Source organism: Pseudomonas sp. S2_C03 (assembly GCF_054668405.1).
Window position 1 is genome coordinate 3,077,812 of sequence record NZ_CP162766.1, and the last position, 20,230, is coordinate 3,098,041.

Consider the following 20,230-nt stretch of genomic DNA (forward strand, 5'->3'; position numbering starts at 1 on the left):
GGGTAAATCCGCGGCGTTCACAGTGATGGGCAAATTGTCGCGCAGCGCTTTATGATTGAGCCCATGACAACTTCGCTGACGATCCGACAACCCTGCCCACCCGGTGCCTGCATCTGCGAGCGTGAACCGCTGCTGGAGACGCCGGGCGCCGATCTGCGCATCCTGTTTTTGACGCGCAACGAAGAAAAGCGTCTGCTGGAGCGCCTGGAAAACCTGCGAAGTCTCAGCGATTTGGAGGGGATGCAGCAGAAGATGTACCAGCAGTTGGGCATTCGTGTAGAGATCGCCCCTGGTTTTAACGAAGTGCGCACCATGCGCGGCATCGCCATTACGATCGACGAGCTGCCAGGACTGTGTCGCAAGACTCGGCAGGCGATCCCGAGCGCGATTCGTCGCGGGCTGGAGAAGCGTCCGGAGATTGCCTTTGCCTTGCTCAATGCCAATGACCTGCTGCGCGATGCCTGAGAGGCGGCATCGAGATCAGATCAATCCACTACGTGAGCAAGAGGTTATTTTTTCATTCCGACTCTGCGCCTCATCTCGGCGGTAATCGACTGCCGGGTCTTGCTCAACTGCGCCCAGGGGTCGTCCCCCACCTCTGTCAGGCGCTGATGGACGTTGTGAATGTTCCACTGGTTGCCACCCTTGAGCTCAGCCACTTCCTCACGAAAGATCGGCACCGACACCGGCAACCCTTCGCGGGTACGTGCCGCGTAGGCGCAGATCGTCGTGGCACCGAGGCCGTTGCGCAGGTAGTCGATGAAGATTCGTCCGACCCGGTTCTTTGGCCCCGAGACGGCAGAAAAGCGCTCTGGCAGCAGTTTGGCGATGTGGCTGACGATGGCGTGGCTGAAATCCTTCACCTCATCCCAACCAAACTTGCGCGTTATTGGCACCACGATATGAACGCCCTTGCCGCCGCTGGTCTTCAGGAATGCCTTGAGCCCCAGCTCGTCCAGAACCGACAGGGTCAGATGCGTCGCTTCAACCATGCTTTTCCAAGGCAGCGCCGGGTCCGGGTCCAGGTCGAGCACGAAGCGGTCAGGCTTGTCGAGGTTGGTTGAAGTGGCGTTCCAGGTGTGCAGCTCCACGGTGCTCATTTGCACGGCGCCAATCAACGCCTCGGCATTATTGACGATCATGATGGGCTGGCCCGTGAGCTCCTTGTCCAGCACGGTGATCCCGGGAATCGCCAGTTTTTCGGCGTTTTTCTGGAAAAACAATTCGCCCGCGATGCCGTCCGGGGCGCGCACCAGCGCCACAGGGCGATCTTTCAACTGAGGCAGGATCCACTTGGCGACACTGGCGTAGTACTCCGCCAGTTGCATCTTTGTCGTGCCACTGGCGGCATCGATCACCCGGTCGGGGTGAGTGATACGGACCTTGCCCTGGGCCAGCCCCAGTTGGGACGGAGCCGGTACCACCTTTTCGGCGGCCTTCCTGGTGGGGCTGGCCTTCTTGCCTGCGGGTTTTTCCTTGGCAGCTTTCGTCACCACAGTGGGTCGCTCCTCAGTTATGGCTTTGGCGGGCTTGTCGTTGCGCAGACCATGGAACACAGCGTGGCGCACCGAACCCTCCTTGGTCATTTCCGCAAAGGCCACTTCGGCCAGCAAGGTCGGCTTGAGCCAGTGCACGCCCTTGGCGTCAAACCCGCTCGGCGGATTGACGACTGACGCCTTCCTGGCCTGCAGCGGCTTGAGCTGCTCATAAATACGCATCAGCGTGGCTTCATTGAAGCCGGTGCCGACCTTGCCGGCATAACGCAGTTCTCCACTGTCCTTGTCATGCAGCCCCAACAGCAACGCGCCGAAACCACTGCGGGCCCCCTTGGGATCGGTGTAACCCACCACGACGAACTCTTGCCGATGCTTGCATTTGAGCTTGATCCAGTCGCTGCTGCGCCGTGAGACATAGGGTGAACCCAGGCGTTTGCCGATCAGGCCTTCCATCTGCATCTGGCACGCACTGTTCAAAAGCGCATCGGGGGCTTCGGCAAACGCTTCGGAGAAGCGCAGCAGCGGATCCTTGGCGGTCTTGAGCACCGTCGCCAGTGCCACTCGACGCTCCTCCACCGGCACTTCGCGCAGGTCGACGCCGTTGAGGTAAGGCATATCGAACAGGTAATAGAGGATGTTTTCACTGTGGGCGCTATCGAAAGCGTTTTGCAATGCCTGGAAATCGGGGACGCCCTGTTCGTTGGCCACCACCATTTCACCGTCGAGCCAGGCCGACTCCAGTTGCAGCGCCGCCAATGCTTCGGCTTGGTTGGGCAACTTGTGCGTCCAGTCATGGCCGTTGCGGGTAAAGAGTTTCACTTCGCCGTGATCAATGCGCGCCATGATCCGGTAGCCGTCGAATTTGATCTCGTAGCTCCACTCGCCCTCCGGGGCCGTTTCAACCAGCGTCGCCAGCTCGGGCTTGAACGACTCCGGCAGCTTGGCCTTGTGCGCGCCAGTCAGTTTCGCCGACTGTGTTTTGGCCGCGACTTTACTGGCCGGTTTCTTGACGGGCTTGGGCTTGGCGGCCGTCCTGGCCTTTTTGGGCTCGATGGTCCGGTCGCTGAGCACACTGTCCGGCTCGGCGGTCACTACGTCGTAATCGCTTTCAGGCTTGGCGGCACTGTCCTGGTGTTTGATCAAAAACCATTGTTCCTGCTTGCCGGGCATGTGCGTTCGCACCAGGTTCCATAAGCCGGCAAGCTTCTCGCCCTGCAATTCGAACTTGAGCTTGCCCTTGGCGTACGCCTTGGCAGGGTCTTCCTGGGGTATCCATACGCCACGGTCCCAAACGATCACATCGCCAGCACCATAATGGCCTTCGGGGATACTGCCCTCGAAGGTCGCATAGTCGATGGGGTGATCTTCGACATGCACCGCCAGGCGCTTGACCTTGGGATCCAGCGACGGTCCCTTGGGCACGGCCCAGCTCTTCAGCGCACCATCGAGTTCCAGGCGAAAGTCGTAATGCAGGCGCGAGGCGTCATGCTTCTGGATACAGAACTGCAAGGCATGGGCCTTTGCGGATTTCTTGCCCGGGCGTTTGGCGGCCGGCTCCGACGTGGCCGAGAAATCGCGCATACGGTTGTAGTCGTCCAGATCCTTGTTCATGTTCAATCACCTGTGGCTGATTCAACCTTGGCGCCAGCGTCCCCGCCGAGCCGCGTCACAATCAGGGCGACCACGGCAATACGCTCCACCCGTTTGTAGCCGGGGGTCAGCAGTTCCTCTCCGAAGACGTCGGGGTCGATTTCCTGATACGTCCAGCCAAATCGCGCCGAATCCAGGTAAGGCGTCACGGCATCGAGAAACGGGTCGCAGCCATCGACCATCGCCACACCGGTGTACAGCACCAGCGAACCCTCTGGCGCCAAACGATTCAACGCCTGCTCGACGATGCGCAACGACAGCTGTGCGCCCAGTGCGCCCCCGCCGTGGCGATACGCGCGTTCGTTGGGGTCGGCCATATAGGGAGGATTGGCGACGATCAGGTCGAAACTGCCGTCCACCCCCTGCAGCACATCGCTGGTTTCGACAGTGAGGTTGCTCACTTCGGCCAACGCCGCGTTCACAGCGGTCAAACGTAGCGCCGCCGGATTGATATCGACCGCCAGCACCTGGGCCTCATGCCGTGCCCGGGCAATGACAATGGCCCCGACACCGGCGCCGCAGCCGATGTCCACCGCGCGCCTTATCGGAGTGAAGGACTGCTGCAGATGGCGGTGGATCAGTTGCGCAAAGCGATAGGTGTCCGGCCCGAAAAACACGGAGTCCGCAGCATCGGTGGGAAACCCGGAATGCACGAATAGCAGGTCATCCAGGCTCGACCAGCGGATCCGGCTCTTCATTCGGCCATTGCTCTCTTCCAGTACGCCCGCCTGGTGCAACTGTTGCTGCTCGTCGGGTGACAACAGCCCTGGCTCGAATGAGCGAGACCAGCCGAACACTTCACGCAGGTTCCGCGCGCTCTGCCCGAACGCCCGGTCATTGACTCGTTGATGGGTCAGCGGCGTCGGCGTGATGAAGCGATAACCGTCCGCCTGCAAACGGCGCCCCAGTTGCACCAGCGCCAGATCGGCTGCATTGAGTTGTGATGGTTCATTCATGCGGCATTCCTTATCGCAGGCTGGATTTGAGTTCGATGAAGCGGCGGGTGGCAAGCAGTCCGGCTGGGTGCGCATGGCGATGGGCCGACAACCATGGCAGCAGCACTTGCATCTGCTCATGGGCGGGCACGCTCTGTAGCGCGACCTGCAAACGTTGAACATCCGGGTCGGCCGCTGGGGGGGTGGGCTCCATCGCCGGAGTGCTGGTGCTACGCACGGGCGGCGTTTTGCGTTCGGGCTTCCAGTCGCCGGCGATCCAGTCGTGCAGCAGTTGTTTCTCAAAGGGACTGAATACCCCGAACATCGCCGCTCCGTTGCCCTCGATCAACTGCCAGAAGCGGCTCTGCTGCGGGTCCTGGTTGCGCTTGATCCAGCCCTTGTTCTCCATGGCGGCGAGAAAGCCGGGCAGTTGCTCCCGCGAGGCCAGCCACTGGTTGACGGTCTTGCCTTCGAAACGGCAGTAATCGGAATGCATGTGCTGGCCGAAAGGTCGCTTGCGTTCGAGCATGCCCAGTACTTCGGCGTCCAGGTCGAACGATTCGATAATCGCCCGACTCCCCAGCCCCAGGTCATTGAGCCGATACCCCACTGCCACCCGCCGCAGGAACGCCTCGCGATCGCCCTCGATCGGCAACAGCTCCAGCACCGATTGCACGGCTTTTTGCGCATGCCCGGTGCTGGCGTTATCGATGGTGACGTGCAAAGTGAAGTAATACGGATCGATGCCCAGCTCGCGCAGTTCATAGGCGCTGATCAGCAAATGCAGCGGCAATTGTTCGTAACCCAGGTTGTAACCAATCACTTCCGGGAGAAACTGCTCGGCACATTCGCCCAACGCCAGCTGGATGGCGCCTTGCAAATAGTACTCGTCAGGGACCACCGAGCTGTCCAAACCGTGTTCGGCCAGCAGCTTGCGATAAATCACCACATGATTCTGCGCCGGGTTGCCGTCACCCAGCTCTTCCAGGTAGGTGCAGATCAAACCGTCGAAACGCGGATCGCGCCAATGCTCAAGCAAACCGTACAGCCAGGCGCCGTCGACCAGTTTGGTCGGGCTGACTGCCTGGAGGAAAAACAGTGCGTGTGCCTTGTTATGGAAAAACTGGCGCGGGCCACCCTCTTGGCGCGCGCTCAGGTATTCGCCGTACTGGCTCGCCACGTCGGCACAGTGCTGCTCGACGAATCCTTGCAGGGCCGAAATGTCCCGTGGCAATTCATCCGGCAAGCTGGCGGCCTTCTGTAGCTGAGTCTCGAGAAAGGCTTGGCCAAGGTCGCGACGCTGGCCGGGATCATCACCGAGCAGCAATTGTTCGTAAGTCTCTTTCAGGCAGCCGGCGCTGCGGATCTCTTGAGCAGGCCGGGAATGGATTTGGGTCAGGGCAGTCATGGGCGTATCTCTCGGTCTGTTGGCCGGGGCAGGACGCTGAAACAACGTCTCTTCTTCAGCAGAGCGATGCGCTGGGGCAAAAATTCAATCGGGTTTTGGAATGCAGGGATGGACGGACTTTGTGGAGGGCACCTTTATCTGCATTGGATGGAATGGCCTCATCGCGGGCAAGCCCGCTCCTACAGTAGCTATGCGAATACATTGTAGGAGCGAGCTTGCCCGCGATGCGGCCGGATAACTCAACCAAGGCACAAAACTCAAACGCCCCTGGCCTGCTGCTCCAGGTGCACCTGCAACTGCGGGTCGATCTGCAACGCCGCCGCCAGTTCATCCAGGTAGTCGCGCTCGGCGCCCTGCTGATCCCCAGCCACCATCACACTGGCCAGATACATCTCGGCGGCCATCGCAGGGTCTGTCGCTGATTGCGCCACGTCATGGGCGTCCAGCGGCTTGGCGACTTCGTCGTCCAACCATTGCTGCAACTCAGGGTCGTCGGTATGACGGCCGATTTCCGTGCTGATCATCTGCCTCTCGGCCTCATCGATGCGACCGTCGGCCTTGGCGGCCGCAATCAGTGCCCGCAGCACCGCGTGGCTGTGACTTTCGACCTCCGGGCCGGCCAGCATGTCAGCCGTGCGCAAGGCCTGCTGGGGGGCGGCGGCCTGGCTGCGCTGCCAGGCTTGATAGGCCTGGAATGCCATCATGCCCAACGAGGCGAGCGCGGCGTAGTTGGTCCCACCGCCCGACCGGCGCTGACTTGCACCACCCAACGCCGAGCCGCCACCGAGCAACCCACCCAGCAGGCCACCCAGGCCGCCGCCCGCACCGGCGCCGCCACCCAGCAGGCCACCGAGCAATCCACCCAGGTCGCCCCCCGTGCCACCCTGGGGCGCGCCGCCCGGACGGGTCATTGAGCCCTGGCCGGCTCGCAGCAGTTGTTCGAGCAAATCGCTGGTGTTCATGACGACGTCCTCATCGAAGGGAGCATTCCGTCTGAGAACGATAGACCGCGTCCCCCATTGCGCCAGCACCGTTTAGCCGACAAATACGCAAAATGGCGACTGGATTAATCCGCAGTGTTTTTACGAGGCCCAGCTAAGATTTACGGATGGTGAACCTTATTCCCGGATTTTCGGTCGATACCTGCAACCCGACCCGGTTTGCCACCGCCCCCGGACCTCGAGGGTGATGATTGGCTTGTTTGACTTTCTGGAGAATGCCCCGTGATTTCGACCCTACACATCGCCAGACTCAAAGCGTGGGGTGCCCACGGTTTCACCGCCACCGGAGTGGTCACTGCCTTCCTCGCCACGCTCGCCCTGCTGGAGAACCAACCGACCAATTGCCTGCTGTGGCTGGGCGTTGCGCTGATTGTCGACGGGCTGGATGGCGCACTCGCGCGCAAGGTCAATGTGCAGTCTGTCTTGCCCAGTTTCGACGGGTCGATCCTCGACCTGGTGATCGATTACCTCACCTATGTGTTCATCCCTGCCCTGTTCATCTATCGCTACATCCCGCTGCCGGACTACACACTGCTGCTGACGGTGTCGCTGATCCTGGTGTCGTCACTGTTCTGTTTCTGCAACGTCAACATGAAAAGCAAGGACAACTACTTCCAGGGCTTCCCCGCTGCCTGGAATGTGGTTGCGTTGTGCCTGTACATCATTGCGCCGTCGCCCTGGATCACCCTGCTCACGGTCATTGGCCTGGCGCTGCTGACCGTGACCCGGATGAAATTCCTGCACCCATTCCGGGTGCGCCGTTTCATGCCGATCAACATCGCCGTGACCGCCATCTGGTTGCTGTGCAGCCTTTCGCTGGTGATCAACCACCCGGTGATCAACCCTCTGGTGATGGGCCTCTGGCTACTGATGTCGGCGTACTTCCTGGGTATCTGCATCTGGCGCACGGCGATGGAGTGGTTCGACGAAGCGCGGCATCGCTGACATCGAAGGGTGTGGTGTGCCCGCGACATAGATCACTACCCCCAGTGGGAGCGAGCCTGCTCGCTCCCACTGGGGAATCTCTCAATAACCCACCTCAGCGCCGAGTGATCACCACTTCAAGGTATTCGCTCGGCACCACCAGCGATTTCTCACCGGCGCGGTTCGAGCGGTTGATCAGTTCGGTCAAGTCCGCTTCCAGCGCCTGGGCCGCTTCGGCTGGCAGTGCGGCGAAGGCCTTGTGGACCGGGCCATACCAGGTGCGGAAGGTGTCGATGAAGTGCGCCGCCGAGCGATAGCGGAAGTTGAAGAAGCGCCGGGTCACCTGGATCAGGAAATCCCGCTCTTCAAAGTGCTCGTGCAACCAGGGCTCGCTGCCCCAGTTCGACGGCGGTTGTGCTCCGGAAGGTGGCAAGTGCCGGCCGAGGGTCTTGAACATCTGCCCGACAAAACCGTCAGGCGTCCAGTTGGCCAGGCCGATTCGCCCGCCCTGGCGGCAAACCCGCGCCAGTTCGGCGGCGGCCTTCACCTGGTCAGGCGCGAACATCACACCGAAGGTAGACAGTACCAGGTCGAAACTGTCGTCCTTGAACGGCAGCGCCTCGGCGTCGGCCACCTGGAAAGTCACTTCCAGCCGTTCGGCCCGTGCCCGGTCTTCGCCGCGCTCCAGCAGGGCCGCCACATAGTCGGTGGAGGTGACGTGGGCTCCTCGGCGCGCGGCCGCCAGCGTCGCATTGCCGTTGCCGGCCGCAACGTCCAGAACGCGCTCATCGCACAGCAGATCGCAGGCTTCGGCCAACTGCTCGCCCACCAGTTGCAGGGTGGTGCCGATCACGGCGTAGTCGCCGCTGGCCCAGGAGGCCATCTGGCGGTTTTTCAAGGCAGCAAGATCAATGGGGGTACTCATAAAGCAGCTCCGTTCAGGGAATACAATGCCAAGGCTCATTCGGCCGTGGTGGGATCGATGATGGTGGCAACCCGGGCAATACTGCTGGCTGGGAATCCACTTAGCCTGGCATGTTCCCTGATCGACTCCTCGTCGGGTGCGATGTACACGCAGTAGAGTTTGTCACCGGTGACATAGCTCTGCTGCCACTGCACCTGGGGCAAATCTCGCAACGCCTTGCAGGACTTTTGTGAAGCCGCTTTCAGATCCCTTTCTGACAGTGTTCCAGCGCCTGGAATCTCACGTTCAATGACGAACTTGGGCATGGCAACCTCTCATTCTTGTTATGGATGACAGGGCCGGCAGGCCCTGTGCGTCCACTATCGCGCCGCTGACAGGGAGCGTCCTATCCGATCGTCGGGCAAGACTGTCCGATCGTCCGGAGGTTTTCCCAAGCGCCACAACAGGCTCACAATCAAAAACATTTCGCCAAACAGGGGAAACCCCTCATGGACGCCCTGTCCCAGACCCTGCGTGTGGTCCGCCTGGTCGGTGCAATCTTCATCAGTGCGAGATTTACGGCCCCCTGGTGCTATCAATCGCCCCACGCCGACACCGCTGCCCCGTTCCTGGAGCCCGACGCCGAGCGGGTGGTGATTTTTCACCTGATCACCGAAGGCGAGTGTTACGTCGAGCTCGGCGATGCCCCGACACTGCTCCTGAGTGCCGGAGACGTGGTGTTGTTTCCCCAGGGAGACGCCCATCGCATGAGTTCCCAGCCGGGTTTGAAACCCGCAACCAGCGCACGGCTGGACGAGATCCTGGCGCGCCGTCCACGGCAGCTCAATTACGGCGGTGGTGGCACGGTCTGCCGTCTGGTCTGCGGTTACCTGGCGTGCGACAAGCGCCTGGCGGGCATGTTGTTGACTGGCTTGCCGACGGTGGTTCGAGTCAACGTGCGGGGTTCCAACGCCGGCAAATGGCTCGAGTCCTCGGTGCGCTACGCACTGGCCGAAGCCCGCTCGCCTCGTCCGGGTGGCGAAGGCGTCCTGGCCAAGCTGGCGGAGGTGCTGTTCATCGAGGTGCTGCGCCTGTACATGCACCAGCAGGGCGAGGGTCGCACCGGTTGGCTGGCGGGCGTGGGGGACCGGATCGTCGGCGCCGCCCTCAATGCGCTGCACAAGAAGCCCTGTCACACCTGGACTCTGGAGGAGCTGGCGCGCACAGCCGGCACGTCAAGATCGGTGTTGGCCGAGCGCTTCCAGCAGATGGTCGGAGTGTCGCCGATGCAGTATTTGACGCAATGGCGAATGCTGCTGGCGGCCAATCTGTTGCGCAGCAGTAACAGCTCGCTGCTACGCATCGCCGAAGAGGTGGGCTACCAGACCGACACGGCCTTCAGCCGGGCCTTTCGGCGCGAATACGGCGCGCCACCTGCGGCCTGGCGGCGCGGGCAGACGAGCCCCCGTAACGAGATCGGGATTGCCGAGACGTCGTGAATCGGCTCTTATGGGCCACCTGCATTTTTTGAAAGGATTCAAGCATGGCACTGCGCCTGGACTGGCTGGTCGATCATCCGCAACACAGCGACACCTTCGCCGCGTGGATTCATCGACAGTTTCACTACGAGTACGCCGAGCAATCCCTCCCCGACTGGCAACGGGAGTTTGCCCAGGGACAACTCAACGGCGACTGGAAATGCCTGATTGCACTGCAGGGCGATCAATTGCTGGGAGGGGCCGCGCTGGCGAGGTCTGACCTGGAACAGCGGCCAGACCTGGGACCGTGGCTCGCCTGTGTGTTCGTCACCCCCGAGGCACGAGGCCAGGGCCTGGCGGAAGCCTTGATCGAGCGGATTTGCGAGCAGGCCAAAGCCGCTGGTGAACGGAACATTTATTTGCACACCCAGGACCAGCATGCCTACTACGCCAAACGTGGCTGGACCGCGCTTGAGCGTTTTCGCGCCTGGGACAAGGAGCAATGGCTCATGGTGCGAGACCTGTGAGCCATTGATCCTTGCGTTTTACGCTGCCGGTTTGGGGGCGTCGGCCTTGGCCTCTTGCAGCAGTTGCTGGATCATTTTTTCCTGCTCGTCGTAGCGCCCCTCACCGAAGTGGGTGTAACGCACCTGCCCCTTGGCATCGACCAGGTAGTGCGCCGGCCAGTACTGGTTGTCGAAGTTGCGCCAGATCGCATAGTTATTGTCGATGGCCACCGGGTAGGTAATGCCGAGTTTCTTCACCTGAGCCTTGACGTTATCGATGATGCGCTCGAAGCCGTATTCCGGGGTGTGCACGCCGATGACCACCAGGCCGTCCTTCTCGTATTTCTTCGCCCAATCCTTCACATACGGCAGGGTATGCTGGCAGTTGATGCAGTCAAAGGTCCAGAAATCCACCAGCACCACTTTGCCCTTGAGCGCATCGTTGGTCAGCGCCGGCGAATTGATCCACTCCACGGCACCGGTCAGTGACGGCATGGCGCCTTTGGCATTGTCCTCGATCATGTCGGCCTGGACCTTGCTGACCAGGTAGTCGACCACTTTGGGTACGCTTTGCAGTACGCCTTTCTCCAGAGCGCTGACGCCTTCGGAGGAAGTGCCGGCCAGCAAGGTCTTGTCAGCACCGGTGGAGATCACCAGTGCAGCGGCCAGTACCGCGAAGCCAGTGCCACGCCGCAGCCAGCCGGTGACCGGAATCGAGGCTTTCAAGCGATTGACCAGGCCACGACCGGCGAAGATCAATGTGCCCAGTGACAACGCACTGCCCAGGCCGTAAGCCACCAGCAACAAACTGGTTTGCGCGTTGGCGCCCTGTAGCATCGCGCCGGTCAGAATGACCCCGAGAATCGGCCCGGCACACGGTGCCCAGAGTAGGCCGGTAGCCACGCCGATCATCAGCGAACCCAGCGGACCGGACATTTTGCGGGTGTTGGGGTCGAGGCGATTGCCCAGCAATACGAATGGACGTGCGAGCCAGCCGCCCACTCGCGCGGAGATCAGCGACAGGGCAAACAGCGCCATGACCAGCAGGGCGACGTGCCGACCGGTGTTGTTGGCCTGGATCACCCACTCACTGCTGACCACGGCCAGGCTGGAAATGAGGGCGAAGGTCATGACCATGCCGCCAAGAGTCAACAGGATCGAGGAACGGGTGCGGTCGACGCCGGCGAACAGGAACGGCACGACCGGCAGGATACAAGGACTGAGGACGGTCAGGATGCCGCCCAGAAAAGCGATGAGGAACATGGTGATCACCTTTATGTATTCACGACACACCACATCACCCCTTGTGGGAGCGGGTTTGCCCGCGATGAGGCCCGTACATTCAACATCTATATCGACTGGTTGGGCGTCATCGCGGGCAAGCCCGCTCCCACAAGGGGATCAACGGCGTTATCAAGAGCAGCGCCCAACATCACGCCATCTGGTTATCGAGCGATTGCCCCTGCGGCGTACGGCTTGCGCCGTCCTGTGCCAGGAAGTCATGGGCGCCCTGGTTTTTCATCGGGGCCAGCTGGAAGCACGTGCTGCTACCGCAGGTGCTTTGTTCAACGGCGGCGTTGGCATGGGCGGCGGCACCGGCAAAGGCAAAGGCTGACGCGGTCAGAAAGCGTGTGATGTTGTTCATGATGGTGCTCCTGTCTCGAAAAGAATGGATGTGCAGACGACGCCAGACTCAGTTGTCCGAGCTGCATTCGCCGAATTTGCGGTAGTCCAGGACCTGGGTTTTGCTCTGGGAGTCCAGGTAGGTCAGCTTGGCGTCGACAATGCCGCAGGTATCGCTGCTGGCCTGGGTCAGCGACACCACTTTCTTGATGTCCAGGTGGGTGCCGTACGAGTAGGTTTTCTCGCTGACATCGGCTTCGGCGCGGGCCGACAGGGTGCAGATGTTCAGGGCGGCAAACAGGCAGGCGGCGTAGATGGCTTTGGTGTTCATGGTGAGATCCTCAGGTTTCAATGGTTGGGTGTTCGAGTGAGGCGGTTGCGTTTGCCTCGATGGAAGCCATTTAAAACCTGCGAGGTATCTCGTCTGTGTCCAAAACCGGCGCGTGTAAATCGGTACGTATCCAGAACGCCCGGAGATACACAGCGATACAAAACCCCTCAAATCCGGCGTTTTTTTGTCCGCGTGTATCCGTCGACACAGCAGATACACTGCAATACAAATCGTGTCGGGCGAGCGGGCAAAGGCTCGATAGACTGCGGCCCATCCCCCCTTTGTTGAGGCTGCACCATGGAACACGTCGATCACATTCTCATCGTTGACGATGACCGTGAAATCCGAGAACTGGTAGGCAACTACCTGAAGAAAAACGGTTTGCGCACCACGGTCGTCGCGGATGGCCGGCAGATGCGTACGTTCCTGGAATCGACGCCGGTTGACCTGATCGTGCTCGACATCATGATGCCGGGCGACGATGGCCTGATGCTGTGTCGCGAGATTCGCGCCGGTAAACACAAGGCGACCCCAGTGCTGATGCTCACGGCACGCAATGATGAAACCGATCGCATCATCGGCCTGGAGATGGGTGCTGACGACTATCTGGTCAAGCCGTTTGCCGCCCGCGAACTGCTGGCACGTATCAACTCCGTGTTGCGTCGGACGCGGATGCTGCCACCCAACCTCGTCGTGACCGAAAGCGGACGGCTGCTTGCTTTCGGACGCTGGCGCCTGGACACTTCAGCCCGACATTTGCTGGACAAGGACGACACCATGGTTGCCCTGAGCGGCGCGGAATATCGACTGCTGCGGGTGTTCCTCGATCACCCGCAGAGGGTGCTGACCCGCGACCAGTTGCTGAACCTGACCCAGGGTCGCGACGCTGACCTGTTCGACCGCTCCATTGACCTGCTGGTCAGCCGTTTGCGTCAGCGTTTGCTGGACGATGCGCGCGAACCGGCCTACATCAAAACCGTGCGCAGTGAGGGCTATGTGTTTTCCCTGCCAGTGGAAATCCTCGGTGAGCTCTCATGAAATACCCGCTGCGCTGGCCCCGTACCCTCGCCTCGCGACTGTCGCTGATTTTCCTGGTTGGTCTGATCCTGGCGCAGGCGCTGTCTTTCGGCGCGCAATATTACGAGCGCTACGAAAGTGCCAAAAACACCATGCTCGGCAACCTCGAAACCGACGTTTCCACCTCGATTGCCATCCTCGACCGCTTGCCGGCGGATGAGCGGGCAAGCTGGTTGCCACAGCTGGACCGGCGTAACTATCGCTACCTGCTCGATGAAGGTTCGCCAGGCAGAGCCATGAACGACACACCGATTGCGGTGACATCGATCAAGGACGCAATCGGTATGGACTACCCCATGACCGTGACCGATATTCCCGGCCCGATCAAACGCTTTCAGGTCCACCTGAAACTGGCCGATGGCAGCCCGGTGACCATCGATGTTCGCCCGAGCATGGTGCCGCTATCACCGTGGTTACCCTTTGTGTTGCTCGGTCAACTGGCGCTGCTCATCCTGTGCACCTGGCTGGCCGTGCGCATCGCCATTGGCCCCCTCACCCGCCTGGCGCAAGCCGTGGAAACCCTGGACCCCAACACCCATCCGGTGCTTCTGGATGAAAAAGGCCCGACCGAAGTGGCCCATGCCGCCAGGGCTTTCAACGCCATGCAGGCGCGCATCGCCGCGTACCTGAAGGAGCGCATGCAACTGCTGGCAGCCATTTCCCACGACCTGCAAACGCCGATCACCCGCATGAAACTGCGCGCCGAGTTCATGGACGACTCCAGCGAAAAAGACAAACTGTGGAATGACCTCAGCGAAATGGAGCACTTGGTGCGCGAAGGCGTGGCCTATGCCCGCAGTGTGCATGGCGCCACCGAAGAGACCCGCCGCACCAATCTGGACTCCTTCCTCGACAGCCTGGTGTTCGACTATCAGGACATGAACAAGCTCGTGCAACTGAGCGGAAAAAGCGACGCGGTCATCGACACCCGCCCGCATGCCTTGCGCCGGGTGTTGGTGAACCTGACCGACAACGCGCTGAAATTCGCAGGTGCAGCCGAGCTGCAGGTGCAAACCGGGGCTGACGGCAAGCTTTCGCTGAAAGTCTTGGACCGCGGCCCTGGCATTTCCGAAGAAGACCTGGCCCACGTCATGGAACCCTTCTACCGCGTGGAAAACTCACGCAACCGCAGCACCGGCGGTACGGGCCTGGGCCTGGCCATTGCGCAACAACTGGCACTGGCACTCGGCGGATCGCTGACCCTGAGTAATCGCGAAGGTGGCGGCCTGTGCGCAGAATTGACCCTGCCAAGCAGCCCTCTGAAACCTTGACCTGCAGGAGCGAGCATGTCGAGGCGTCGAACCGTCGCGATGGTGGTCAACGATGATGATGGCTGTCTGAATCCCCGCGGTGTGTGGGCCACCATCGTCGGAACGCCGCCCGGAGCAAGCTCGCTCCTACCAGTTCAAGGCAGCACAGAGCAGAGGCCACGGAAAGCCTCTATATTGAAACTCCAGTCCCCTCTTCATCATTGCCAAGGACATGCCAATGGATGAAAACCGCCGGCCCATCAAGACCCGTTCTTCGGGATGGGCCAGACGTATCACCGACATCCTGGTCAAGCGCGACCTCTCCCCCAATCAGATTTCCGTGGCGAGCATCGTTTTCGCGCTGATCGGCATCAGCGCGCTGAACATCGACACAGGCGTTGCTGGCTCGATCCTCTGCGCCATTGGCATTCAACTGCGCCTGTTGTGCAATTTGTTCGACGGCATGGTGGCGATCGAAGGCGGCAAGCAATCCCCTATCGGCAGCCTGTACAACGAATTTCCCGACCGCATCGCCGACAGCCTGCTGATCGTCGGACTCGGCTACGCCATCGGCTATTCGGACCTGGGCTGGTTTGCCGCGCTGGCGGCGGCGCTGACCGCTTACGTGCGGGTGTTCGGCGGCTCCATCGGGCTGGCGCAGATCTTCATCGGCCCGATGGCCAAGCAGCACCGGATGGCGGTGATGACCTTGGCGCTGCTGCTCAACGCCGTCGAAGCGGCGGTCTACGCCAGCCACTACGTCTTGTTGATCGCGCTGATCATCATCGCCGTCGGCTCCGCCGCCACTTGCGTCACGCGCACGCTGGCCATTGCCAGGCAACTCAAAGGGGCCGCCCATGTGGATCAGTAATGCGTTGATCTCCGTCCTGCGTTTTCTCATTGGCGTGACGGCGCGCTGGGAAAGCCCCCCGGACCTGTCGCGCCAGCGCATCTACTTTGCCAATCACACCAGCCACATGGACACCCTGGCGATCATCGCGGCCCTGCCTCCCAAAGCCCGCAAGAATGTGAAACCGGTGGCCGCCGCCGATTACTGGGGCAAGAACCGATTCCTGTCGTACATCTCGCAGCAAGGCCTCAACGCCGTACTGATCGAACGCAACCCCGAGCCAGGAGTGAATGTGCTGGAGCCGATTTTCGACGTGGTGCGCGACGGTCATTCGATCATCATCTTTCCCGAAGGCACCCGCTCCAGCCAGGCCCTGCCTGGCCCATTCAAATCTGGGCTGTTCCGGCTCGCCGAGACCTTCCCGGACGTTGACCTGGTGCCGATCTACCTGGAAAACCTGCACCGTTCGATGCCCAAGGGCAAGCATGTGCCGTTGCCCATCATTTGTACCATCCGCATCGGCGACCCTCTGCCCCACATCGCGCATGAGGAAAAACAAGTGTTTCTGGAGCGGGCGCGTGAAGCCATTTTGAGGCTGTCCAAATGAGTCTTGAAGACAAGTTCCTGTGGTTCTTCTTCGCCATCGCCTGCCTGCTGGCGCTGGCTTCGATCATCGGCCGTGTGCTGGCCCGGCGCGCGACATCGGATAGCTCGGTGGCGACCATCGAAAACCTCAACCAGCGGGTGAATGCCTGGTGGGGGATGGTGATCATCTTCTTTGTGTCCTACCAGTTGGGTGGCAATGCGACCGTCGTGCTGTTCGCCTTCATTTCGCTGTTCGCGCTCAGGGAATTCATCACCTTGACGCCAACCACCCTGGGCGATCACAACGCCCTGTTTTCCGCGTTTTTCATCCTCATCCCCCTGCAATACCTGCTGATCGGCACGCACTGGTATTCGATGTTCACCCTGCTGATTCCGGTGTACGCCTTCCTGTTGCTGCCGGCGATTGCGGTGCTGAGCCAGGACACGGACGCGTTTCTGGAAAGGACCGCAAAAATCCAGTGGGGTGTGATGATTTGCATCTACTGCATCAGCCACGCACCGGCCCTGCTGCTCCTGGACCTCGAAGGCTTCCAGGGGCAAAACGCGCTACTACTGTTCTATCTGGTGTTCGTGGTGCAGTTGAGCGACGTGTTGCAGTACGTATTCGGCAAGCTGTTCGGCAAACACAAGGTGGCGCCGCTGGTCAGCCCGTCGAAAACCGTCGAAGGACTGGTCGGCGGCGGCTTGTCAGCCACCCTGATTGGCGGCTGCATGTTCTGGATGACACCGTTCAGCTTCTGGCAGTCGCTGCTGATGTCGTTTGTCATCGTCGCCATGGGTTTTCTCGGCGGGCTGGTGATGTCGGCGATCAAGCGCAGTCTAAGTGCCAAGGATTGGGGCACCATGATCAAGGGCCACGGCGGCATGCTCGACCGCATGGACTCGATCTGCTTTGCCGCGCCGATCTTCTTTCACCTGACGCGGTACTTTTTTTCGGTGACGTAACAACTTCCCCTGTAGGAGCGAGCTTGCTCGCGATAGCGGTTTTCCAGTCAAAACCATGAAGACTGATACGCCGCTATCGCGAGCAAGCTCGCTCCTACAGGGGAATTATCACGCCGGGTTGATGACACCTTCTGCATGCATCTGCCGCAACAACGCCGCGCCGTTCTCGATGAACTCATTCGATCCCACCGCACCGGCCTCAACCGCCAACCCCTGCAACTGCTCTGCCCCACTCAATTGAGGAAACTCGCCAATACGCTGCAACAACCGCCAGGCCAATGGGCTCAATTCGGAAAACCTCACGCTCCAGTCTTCCACCCGCCGCACCAGCAGCAAGGTCGGCTGGGCCGGCGGTGTTTCAGGTTGATAGTCCACCCCCACCCGATGCACAGGCCACGTGTAGGCCAGGGGCCATGCCAGCGCCGAAACCCGCAAGGCGCGGCCCAACAACTGCCCGCCATCACTGGCTGGAAACGCCTCGGCTTCGGACTGCTGCAGCGCCATTTCCACCCATTCATAGTGTGCCAACTCCACCATGAACGGCGGCCAGGCCTCCCCGCTCAAGACGGGTTGCGAGGCGAGGAATTCAACGAACTCCTGGGCGATCTCGCCGAATTTCGGCGTGCGCGCACGATGGTCACGCAGGAAAGCGCGCATCAGCGCACGCCAGCGCTCATCACCGAGAATCCTGATCAACACTGGAAAGGTGCCACTGAGCAATAGCGAAAGGTTGTTGAAAATCAGGTCCCGGTAGACTTGCACCCGTGCGATGTCCATCCCGACCGGTGGCGCACAGTGATCGGGATCGCGCAGGTAACGACCCAGGTTGGTTTGCTCATCGAACAGGGCTGATTTATCCACGATTCGGAGCCTCCGTTTGCAAGCGGCGAATGGTCTGCAACTCGCCGACCAGTTCGGTAAAGGCCGGGAAGTTGAAATCGCGCTCCAGCAGCGTCGGCTGGGCGCCAAAACGCGCGTAGGCCGCGGCCAGCAGCGACCACACGGCCGGTTTCACCGATGCGCCATGGGTGTCGATTTTCAAGGTATCCGACTCATCGAAATGACCGGCCACGTGCATGGCCACCACCCGACCCGCGTCGATGTTGGCCAGGAAGGCCTGCGGATCGAAACGGTGGTTGATCGAGTTGACGTAAACGTTATTGACGTCCAGCAGCAGATCGCAATCGGCTTCGCGCAACACCGCGTTGGTGAAGGTCACCTCGTCCATGTCCTGCCGGGGCGCGGCGTAATACGAGACATTTTCCACGGCCAGGCGCCGGCCGAGAATGTCCTGTGCCTGACGGATCCGCGCAGCCACGTGATGCACCGCCTCCTCGGTAAACGGCAGCGGCAACAGGTCGTACAGGTGACCGTCATCGCTGCAGTAACTCAGGTGCTCGCTGTACAACGGCACCTTGTAGTGATCGAGGAACACCCTGACCTCACGGAGGAACCCGACATCCAGTGGTGCCGGCCCGCCCAACGAAAGCGACAGGCCGTGACAGGACAGCGGATAACGTTCGGCCAGGGTGTGCAACGCCACGCCATGGGCGCCACCGATGCCGATCCAGTTCTCCGGCGCGACTTCCAGAAAGTCGAAATCACCCATCGGGGCCGCCAGGAGATCTTTCATCAAACCGCGACGCAGGCCCAGCCCGACGCTGGTTTTGATTGAGGCAACAGAGGTTTGCATGATGTCGATCTCAAGGGTCAGGTCGTATTGCTCACGCACCAGATGGCCGATGCCCATGCGGTCGAGCACGTCCATCGGACACAGGAACGTCACGCGCACGGTGCCCGGCAAGCGACTGATGTCGATGGAGCCGGTGATGGTCGCGCGGTTGAGCACTTCGTCGTAGGGCAAGCCCGTGACGCTGGCGGCACGTTGCAGACCGTTCTCTACCGCCACGTTGAGGTTCTCGCCGCTTCCGATGAAGGTGATCGGGCCGCTCTGTTCGATTTCGGTCTGGCCCCAGCGTGCGCCCAGCTCGCGAACGTTGCGCCGCTGCTCAGCGGTCATCGGCCGGGCCATGGGCGGCAGGTCGTCGAGGTTTTGCAGGATGATCGGGCCTTCCAGGCTCAGCGCCTTGATCACCTGCACCTGCACTTCGGTTTCGCCGGAGCAATCGGTGGCGTGCCCGGCGATTTCGCCATTGCCCTGCTGGGCATGCATGTCGCCCATGTACACACCGGCTCCCGGTACTTTCACCGGGCAGATCAACACGCAGCCCTCACGGATCGAATTGGTGTCCATGTGCCCATCGGTCTTGGCCGCGTGCAGCTCTTCGCGGGTCATGCCAAAACGGTGCGGCGCGCCGATAAGGTACTGGCCGAAATCGGCGCAGTTGTGCGAATCCGGCAGATCTCGGGACGGCGTTGTACCGATGTTGCCGAGGAATGGACGCATGTGCGCGGCAACACCGGGAATATCGGCGCGGGCCAGCGACAGGATCGAATGCTGCGCGGCGAATTCCGGAAGCGCCGACATTTGTGATGCATTGCCGGCCAGGCGGTTGGCCACATTCTGATTGACGGTCAGGCTGACCTGGTTCTGCGCATCGAACACGATCACGTAACCATGACTGAACCGGAACGCACTGACTTCTGCGCCACAGGTATTGCAGCGGATCGAATCCTCTCCGATGCCCTCGACGTGGCTCGCCGGGTGTTCGGTGCCGCATTTGGAGCAGAATTTGGCAACGAAAGGATCGCCGTGGTAACGGCCTTCGACAAAGCTCATCACCCCGGAGGACGTTGCCTGTGAGGTGACGCGCAGGCTTTTGATCTTGATCGCCACGGCGTCGCCGATCTCGGCTCCCGCGATGGCCACCGGTTGCGTCACTTCATGCCCGCCCTCGAAAGCCGGCGTGATCATCGGCCCCCAGCAGCCAGGCGGCGTCCCGGTGACCAGGGTGCCACCGTCGGCCAACGGGCCCAGCATCGGCTGGCTCGGGCCGATGAGGCCATTGGTGTACTGCTCGACGCGCAAACGCTGCACGGGTTCGGATTTCAGGTCTGTTTCAGGCTTAAACGTGCTCATTGTTATCCCCGGACGGTAGGTGCCAAACGACCTGAACAGTTCATCGCAGCTTTGTATCTGGGCTGTGTTCGGGGGCGAGCGGGAAATGGTGGGGAGTGTATCGAGAGGGTGCCTGGATACACTGCGATACATGAATCCCACAGAGAAAAGTGGTTATCAGAGGTACTTTCGTCGCTCAGGTCACCTGCACGCTGCCGGCGAACTAA

20 protein-coding genes and 1 pseudogene are annotated in these 20,230 nt (G+C 60.9%); 9 read left to right on the top strand and 12 right to left on the bottom strand.

What is annotated here, in order from left to right:
• Positions 1-63 precede the first annotated feature (63 nt).
• Positions 64-465: a hypothetical protein gene (locus AB4N64_RS14015; RefSeq protein WP_460126404.1), complete on the top strand. Its 402-nt coding sequence runs from the start codon at positions 64-66 to the stop codon at positions 463-465.
• A 44-nt stretch (positions 466-509) separates the two neighbouring features.
• Here AB4N64_RS14015 and ligD read toward each other — a convergent pair whose 3' ends face one another.
• The 4 genes from ligD to AB4N64_RS14035 form a co-directional block, all read right to left on the bottom strand.
• Positions 510-3,107 carry a DNA ligase D gene (gene ligD / locus AB4N64_RS14020; RefSeq protein WP_460126405.1) on the bottom strand — a complete coding sequence of 866 codons (2,598 nt, stop codon included), beginning with the start codon at positions 3,105-3,107 and terminating at the stop codon, positions 510-512.
• 2 nt (positions 3,108-3,109) lie between these two features.
• Entirely contained in the window at positions 3,110-4,102 is a 993-nt protein-coding gene (locus AB4N64_RS14025) for a methyltransferase (RefSeq protein WP_460126406.1), read from the bottom strand.
• Between the two features lie 10 nt (positions 4,103-4,112).
• Positions 4,113-5,489: an iron-containing redox enzyme family protein gene (locus AB4N64_RS14030; protein ID WP_460126408.1), complete on the bottom strand. Its 1,377-nt coding sequence runs from the start codon at positions 5,487-5,489 to the stop codon at positions 4,113-4,115.
• A gap of 257 nt (positions 5,490-5,746) precedes the next feature.
• The gene (locus AB4N64_RS14035) at positions 5,747-6,451 is read right to left on the bottom strand and encodes a tellurite resistance TerB family protein (RefSeq protein ID WP_460126410.1); all 705 of its coding nucleotides are present in this window, start codon (positions 6,449-6,451) and stop codon (positions 5,747-5,749) included.
• A 261-nt stretch (positions 6,452-6,712) separates the two neighbouring features.
• Between AB4N64_RS14035 and pcsA the strand changes: the two genes are divergently transcribed.
• Complete coding sequence (gene pcsA / locus AB4N64_RS14040; protein ID WP_460126412.1) at positions 6,713-7,435, top strand: phosphatidylcholine synthase; 723 nt, start codon at positions 6,713-6,715, stop codon at positions 7,433-7,435.
• Between the two features lie 94 nt (positions 7,436-7,529).
• Here pcsA and AB4N64_RS14045 read toward each other — a convergent pair whose 3' ends face one another.
• Both AB4N64_RS14045 and AB4N64_RS14050 read right to left on the bottom strand, forming a co-directional pair.
• Positions 7,530-8,339 carry a class I SAM-dependent methyltransferase gene (locus AB4N64_RS14045; RefSeq protein ID WP_460126414.1) on the bottom strand — a complete coding sequence of 270 codons (810 nt, stop codon included), beginning with the start codon at positions 8,337-8,339 and terminating at the stop codon, positions 7,530-7,532.
• Positions 8,340-8,374: 35 nt separating this feature from the next.
• Positions 8,375-8,644, bottom strand: coding sequence for a DUF4242 domain-containing protein (locus AB4N64_RS14050; protein WP_460126415.1), 270 nt, complete (start codon positions 8,642-8,644; stop codon positions 8,375-8,377).
• 183 nt (positions 8,645-8,827) lie between these two features.
• On the opposite strand from AB4N64_RS14050, the gene AB4N64_RS14055 reads away from it, so the two are divergent.
• Together AB4N64_RS14055 and AB4N64_RS14060 are read left to right on the top strand one after the other, a co-directional pair.
• Positions 8,828-9,817, top strand: a complete 990-nt coding sequence (locus tag AB4N64_RS14055; RefSeq protein ID WP_460126417.1) for an AraC family transcriptional regulator — start codon at positions 8,828-8,830, stop codon at positions 9,815-9,817.
• Positions 9,818-9,861: 44 nt separating this feature from the next.
• Complete coding sequence (locus AB4N64_RS14060; protein WP_460126419.1) at positions 9,862-10,323, top strand: GNAT family N-acetyltransferase; 462 nt, start codon at positions 9,862-9,864, stop codon at positions 10,321-10,323.
• An 18-nt stretch (positions 10,324-10,341) separates the two neighbouring features.
• Here AB4N64_RS14060 and AB4N64_RS14065 read toward each other — a convergent pair whose 3' ends face one another.
• From AB4N64_RS14065 to AB4N64_RS14075, 3 genes are all read right to left on the bottom strand, one after another.
• Positions 10,342-11,565 carry a cytochrome c biogenesis protein DipZ gene (locus AB4N64_RS14065; RefSeq protein ID WP_460126421.1) on the bottom strand — a complete coding sequence of 408 codons (1,224 nt, stop codon included), beginning with the start codon at positions 11,563-11,565 and terminating at the stop codon, positions 10,342-10,344.
• A 169-nt stretch (positions 11,566-11,734) separates the two neighbouring features.
• The gene (locus AB4N64_RS14070; protein ID WP_460126423.1) at positions 11,735-11,947 is read right to left on the bottom strand and encodes a hypothetical protein; all 213 of its coding nucleotides are present in this window, start codon (positions 11,945-11,947) and stop codon (positions 11,735-11,737) included.
• Positions 11,948-11,995: 48 nt separating this feature from the next.
• Entirely contained in the window at positions 11,996-12,256 is a 261-nt protein-coding gene (locus tag AB4N64_RS14075) for a DUF2790 domain-containing protein (RefSeq protein ID WP_460126424.1), read from the bottom strand.
• Positions 12,257-12,553: 297 nt separating this feature from the next.
• Between AB4N64_RS14075 and AB4N64_RS14080 the strand changes: the two genes are divergently transcribed.
• From AB4N64_RS14080 to AB4N64_RS14100, 5 genes are all read left to right on the top strand, one after another.
• Positions 12,554-13,294, top strand: a complete 741-nt coding sequence (locus tag AB4N64_RS14080) for a response regulator (RefSeq protein ID WP_460126425.1) — start codon at positions 12,554-12,556, stop codon at positions 13,292-13,294.
• Complete coding sequence (locus AB4N64_RS14085; protein ID WP_460126426.1) at positions 13,291-14,604, top strand: ATP-binding protein; 1,314 nt, start codon at positions 13,291-13,293, stop codon at positions 14,602-14,604. Before AB4N64_RS14080 ends, AB4N64_RS14085 begins: the two co-directional genes overlap by 4 nt.
• Positions 14,605-14,821: 217 nt before the next feature.
• Positions 14,822-15,454, top strand: coding sequence for a CDP-alcohol phosphatidyltransferase family protein (locus tag AB4N64_RS14090; RefSeq protein WP_460126428.1), 633 nt, complete (start codon positions 14,822-14,824; stop codon positions 15,452-15,454).
• Positions 15,441-16,040: a lysophospholipid acyltransferase family protein gene (locus tag AB4N64_RS14095; RefSeq protein ID WP_460126430.1), complete on the top strand. Its 600-nt coding sequence runs from the start codon at positions 15,441-15,443 to the stop codon at positions 16,038-16,040. The genes AB4N64_RS14090 and AB4N64_RS14095 overlap by 14 nt, the downstream gene beginning before the upstream one ends.
• The gene (locus AB4N64_RS14100; protein ID WP_460126432.1) at positions 16,037-16,984 is read left to right on the top strand and encodes a phosphatidate cytidylyltransferase; all 948 of its coding nucleotides are present in this window, start codon (positions 16,037-16,039) and stop codon (positions 16,982-16,984) included. Before AB4N64_RS14095 ends, AB4N64_RS14100 begins: the two co-directional genes overlap by 4 nt.
• A gap of 108 nt (positions 16,985-17,092) precedes the next feature.
• Here AB4N64_RS14100 and AB4N64_RS14105 read toward each other — a convergent pair whose 3' ends face one another.
• From AB4N64_RS14105 to AB4N64_RS14115, 3 genes and pseudogenes are all read right to left on the bottom strand, one after another.
• Entirely contained in the window at positions 17,093-17,845 is a 753-nt protein-coding gene (locus tag AB4N64_RS14105; protein WP_460126433.1) for an HvfC family RiPP maturation protein, read from the bottom strand.
• A complete protein-coding gene (locus AB4N64_RS14110; protein ID WP_460126750.1) occupies positions 17,838-18,677 on the bottom strand; it encodes an HvfB family MNIO-type RiPP peptide maturase in 840 nt (279 codons plus the stop codon). Before AB4N64_RS14110 ends, AB4N64_RS14105 begins: the two co-directional genes overlap by 8 nt.
• An 18-nt stretch (positions 18,678-18,695) precedes the next feature.
• Positions 18,696-20,024: pseudogene (locus AB4N64_RS14115) on the bottom strand (acetamidase/formamidase family protein); the annotation flags it as partial.
• Between the last annotated feature and the right edge of the window lie 206 nt (positions 20,025-20,230).